We start from the raw sequence: 4,630 nt of genomic DNA, 5'->3' as shown, positions 1-4,630 counted from the left end.
GCCTTGGCAAGCTGCGAAGGCTCGACAATCCTGGGACTAACAGCCATTAACCAAATGGACGCATCCAGCACGTTACGTTAGCTTCGCCTCATCTCAGCAACAGCATCGCCAGAACAGTCCCGCCCTTGTCCAAATTGCGTCCCTTCCCCCTCCTCCAGAGAGTTTTCGCCGCCCTTGGCCTGTTGCTGATGGTGGTCGGCTGCTCGACCACGACCCCGCCGGACCAGGTGCTGGCTGTCCCGGCGCCGCCGCAGAAATATGCGGCGATCGTCGTCGACGTCAGGACCGGCAAGCAGATGTTCGAGGTCAACTCGACGGCGCAGCGCTATCCGGCCTCGCTGACCAAGATGATGACGCTCTACCTCCTGTTCGAGGCGATGGAGTCCGGCCGCGTCACCAAGGAAACGCAGATCCCCGTCTCCGACCACGCCGCCTCGCAGCCGCCGACCAAGATGCGCTTCCGGCGCGGCGAAACGATCGACGTCGATTCCGCCATCCGCGCCATCGTCGTCAAATCCGCCAATGACGTGGCGGTGGCGGTCGGCGAATATCTCGGCGGCTCGGAAGACCAGTTCGCCGCCATGATGACATCCAAGGCGCGCGCGCTCGGCATGACCAGCACCACTTTCCGCAACGCGTCCGGCCTGCCCGACGACGGCCAGATGACCACGGCGCGGGACATGGCGGTGCTGGGCATGGCGCTGCGCCAGCGCTTCCCCCAGCATTTCCACTATTTCTCCGAAAGCGATTTCATGTTCCGCGGCAGGCTGGTGCGCGGCCACAACGACATGCTCGGCCGCGTGCGCGGCGTCGACGGCATCAAGACCGGCTACATCAGGGCGTCGGGCTTCAACATCGTCACCTCCTACAATGCCGACGGCCGCCAGCTGATCGTGGTGGTGATGGGCGCAGACTCGGCCCGCCAGCGCAACGACCATGTCGAGGCGCTGATCCAGCGCAGCCTGTCGCCGACGACGGCCGACGGCAAGACCAGGCTGATGTTCGCCGAACAGCAGTGAGGGGCGGACAAAGAGCCAATTGCTTGGCTTTTTGTGTGGCGAACGCCCCGAACCCGCGAGGGGCGGGCGGCAGCCGGCTATTGTTATCCGACTGTCATGCAATCGTCCGGAAGCCATGGCATAGGCAGCGCGATCCGACAGTGGATATGCCTGGCCGCCTTGGCGTATCCTGAAGCAGCAGCGCCATAGCAGGGAGCCCGCACATGAGCACCGTCCCCAAGGCATCCGAGCAGCAGGCGGCGGACACCGAGAACGACAGCGGCGGCGAGTATTTCGAGGCGCCGATCACGCCGGAAGACCTGCACGAGGGCTCGGACGAGCATTTCGATATGCCCGAAGTGCCGGATTCCGAGCCGACCGGCCCCGGTGCGTCGCGCATAAAGCCGAAGAAGAAGCCGTCGGCGATCTCCGGCCGCAAATTCCACAAGCGTGACCTGGTGCGAATCGACACGCTGCGCCCGAGCCTGGCCGACCGCATCCGTTCCGACCATCCGGACCTCCCCAGGGGCGCCCGCATAAGCCGCGAGGAGCTCGGCCGCTACCGCATGCGCTACATGGAGGAGTTGCTGCAGCAGGAGCACGGCGAATTCTCCGAGCTCGACCGCCAGGTGGTGGAATCGATCGCGAGACAAGACACGATCTCCGAAAACTCGGAAGAAGAGTTCGAGGAGCACCGCACCTTCCCCGACCGCGTCTCCGACAACATGGCAGCCTTCGGGGGGAGCTGGTGGTTCCTGATCTCGTTCGCCACCGTGCTCTTGGTCTGGATCGGCATCAATTTGTTCGAGGGCATCGGCGGCGCCTTCGATCCCTATCCCTTCATCCTGCTCAACCTGCTGCTCTCCTGCATCGCCGCCATCCAGGCGCCGGTGATCATGATGAGCCAGAAGCGCCAGGAGGTGAAAGACCGCCTGCGCTCCTTCAACGAATACCGCGTCAACCTCAAGGCCGAGCTCGAAGTGCGCCACCTGCACGAAAAACTCGACTACCTCATATCCCGCCAATGGACGCGCCTGGCCGAGATGCAGCAGATGCAGCTCGATGCCATGAACGAGCTTGCGGGCACCAAGAAGGTGAAGCGCGCCGTGCGCAGGAGGCGGGTGGTGAAAAGCGGGGCCGGGGAGTGAGGCCCGCCGAGCTCGGGTTCCTTTTCCCCACGACGTGGGGAAAGGTGGCTCGGCGAAGCCGGGACGGAGAGGGAGCGCCCTGTCCGACAAGCCCGCACCCGTGAGGGGACACCCGCGCCACGCGCAGCCAATCGCCAATTGCCCGTTGAAGCCCGCGCCGGCTTCCGCTAAGAAGCCGTGACTTGCCGGTTCACCGGCTTGTTCGTTTTCCGGCTTCCCCGGGAAGCACCCGTAGCTCAGCTGGATAGAGCGCTGCCCTCCGAAGGCAGAGGTCACAGGTTCGAATCCTGTCGGGTGCGCCAGTAAACCATTGTAGTGCTGAGACTTTTCTCTATCGGACATTCTGGAGTCTCCAGCGCGCAAGTGCTCGGGTAACACCGGGGTAACACCGAACTTGACTTTGACTGTCCTGCTTTGGGCTGCGAGACGACAATGTCAGAAATGTTGAGCCAAGCAACGCCAACGCACGGTTTCCTCAGAACGTCCGATCAGGATCCAGCTAGCCCGGAACAGTGCCACCCTTAAGATAGGACGGTGCTTTGAGGTCAACGGTTGCCTTAGCTCGGGGCACCGACAGCTACGGCGCCCTGGACGAAGTTGAATATGGGACGGAAGCCCTCGAAATATTCTGCGTCGAGCGTTGGAACTACCTGCGAAGCAAATCGCGTTTTCTTCCCTTTAAACCGAATGCAGCCACCTGGGCGCGTAGGATCCACTTCAAAGTTGGCATCCAGTCCCGGAACATCTCTGAATAGCAGCTCAATGCTAAGCCGCGCTTCCGATTTGTAATGCTGCCCTGTCGTCGGGTTTATCACTTGATCGCGAATGGACAGTCCGGCCGGCACTGGCAAGAGCATCGAATATCCCTCGCAATTATTTCGTTTCCGCGTCAGACATCTTTCTGGATCAAGCTCTATATCCACCCCTTGGATATTCCAGGAATTGTAAGCGTCGTCGAAATCGAAGAGACCAAAGAACGACCTATCGGGGTGTTCGTCATAAAGCGTCTGATCGGACAACAGCACACGGAGGAAACTGGCGCTGAAGGCGCTCTGTATTGCGAAGGGGGCGGTTAAACCTGGGTTTAGCTTTTCCCAAGCGGTTTCCAAAATTATCTCGTCTGACACACCCTCCGTAAAGAGCACAGGGCCGGTTACATTTTTGAGATTGTGCTTTATGTTTAAGCGAGCTTCGCTCGCCGAGAACGTAATCAAGCCAGCGGAAAGGGACTTGATAATCTCTGCCTTGCTTCGCTGGACCACCTCGGTTTTCTCGCCGCTGAACTCAAATTTGCGGATGTTGCTTTCAACCTTCGCCGCGACTGTTGAGGCGCTATGGGTTGTCATTAGTATGTGGTTTGTGCGGGTGCCTTCTTGAGAAATGGCGTGTGTCTGGCCCAGAAAATCCGACTGCCATTCGGGGTGAAGAAAGGCATCGGGTTCATCTAGGAGTGTAATGCAGTTGCGGCTCTTAAAGAGTTCGGAGATTGCAAACAGGTAGACCGATTGAAATTGGCCATCGCTGAACGCCCGAGAGGAAACTTCGGCATTCGCCGCCAGCCGTAGTGGGATCGAGATATCTTCGATCATTCCCAAGGCACGCAGAGCATTGAAAAGGCAGAAAACTTCATCTGCAGTTACCGTTGAGAAGGTCTCTCGAAATTTCGAAATATCGATCTCGATACGGTAGGTATCGCTCTCCCGGCTATAAAGCGAGCCGGGTGTAAAATCTCCGATGATGCAGTCCATCAACTGGTCAAGAAATTGACGCGCGATGCCCTTGATCCCCCAGAAGATTTCCACGTCGTTGAATGGGTCATAGGATCTGGTCTTAGAGGCGGTGCTGGGGCGACGAAGTTTCAGCCATGTTGTTCCACCGGCCACTTCTATCCCAAGTTTCTCGCAGAGAAATCTACGCGCCTTTGAAGCTGTTGGAAGCATGAGCATTAAAGCGACGAGTAGCGTTTTGTAGTCTGGACCGATCCCAATAAATCGCGGACTTTCCGCCACAATCGCCTTTTTTACATTGCGTCGGTAGCTTTCGCGATAGCGGCGGATCAGGCTCGCCACCGTGTCGTTCTGACCCGAGTAATAGACAATTATGTTGGAAGGAAGCGCCGCCTTTCCGATCTGCTTGCGTCGAGTGCCATTGATCGAAAGTTGGCCGTTACGCCAAGAGATAGTGGTTTCGTTTCCGGCAATATCCCAAGCGATCGCGTAGTCAAAACCCGGACCAGGGTTGCCGGTCTTGAAGCCATAGATATGGTCAAAAATCTCAATGAGCGCTTCGAGGAGGTTCGACTTTCCCGAACCGTTGCTGCCGACGAAAATATCGATGAAGCCGTTGCCCTCAAATCTGAGTTCAAAGTCCTTAAGAGTTTTATAATTGCTTATGAAGACTGATCTTAATCGCATGGCACGTCAGGCTAGCGCTTTGGCTACGACAGCGTCGGCGAACTGGACCGTATTTTCGTCCATCTGGCCC

3 protein-coding genes and 1 tRNA gene are annotated in these 4,630 nt (G+C 58.3%); 3 read left to right on the top strand and 1 reads right to left on the bottom strand.

Annotation, left to right across the window (positions count from 1 at the left end):
• Positions 1-125: 125 nt before the first annotated feature.
• From C1D09_RS24770 to C1D09_RS24760, 3 genes are all read left to right on the top strand, one after another.
• The gene (locus tag C1D09_RS24770; protein WP_143976720.1) at positions 126-1,019 is read left to right on the top strand and encodes a D-alanyl-D-alanine carboxypeptidase family protein; all 894 of its coding nucleotides are present in this window, start codon (positions 126-128) and stop codon (positions 1,017-1,019) included.
• A 203-nt stretch (positions 1,020-1,222) separates the two neighbouring features.
• Positions 1,223-2,146 carry a DUF1003 domain-containing protein gene (locus tag C1D09_RS24765; protein WP_143976719.1) on the top strand — a complete coding sequence of 308 codons (924 nt, stop codon included), beginning with the start codon at positions 1,223-1,225 and terminating at the stop codon, positions 2,144-2,146.
• Positions 2,147-2,371: 225 nt separating this feature from the next.
• A tRNA-Arg gene (locus C1D09_RS24760) sits at positions 2,372-2,448 on the top strand.
• 255 nt (positions 2,449-2,703) lie between these two features.
• Here C1D09_RS24760 and C1D09_RS24755 read toward each other — a convergent pair.
• Positions 2,704-4,560, bottom strand: coding sequence for an AAA family ATPase (locus C1D09_RS24755; protein WP_143976718.1), 1,857 nt, complete (start codon positions 4,558-4,560; stop codon positions 2,704-2,706).
• Positions 4,561-4,630: the final 70 nt, after the last annotated feature.

The organism is Mesorhizobium intechi (assembly GCF_002879535.1).
In the GTDB taxonomy this organism is placed as follows: Bacteria; Pseudomonadota; Alphaproteobacteria; order Rhizobiales; family Rhizobiaceae; genus Mesorhizobium; species Mesorhizobium intechi.
The sequence above is the reverse complement of the archived record's forward strand: the minus strand, read 5'-3'. Positions and strand labels throughout refer to the sequence as shown.

What these genes read in the sequence shown, in the direction of transcription:
- C1D09_RS24765 (WP_143976719.1), top strand. Translation starts at nt 1,223, where the DNA reads ATGAGCACCGTCCCCAAGGCATCCGAGCAGCAGGCGGCGGACACCGAG.
- C1D09_RS24755 (WP_143976718.1), bottom strand. Translation starts at nt 4,560, where the DNA reads ATGCGATTAAGATCAGTCTTCATAAGCAATTATAAAACTCTTAAGGAC.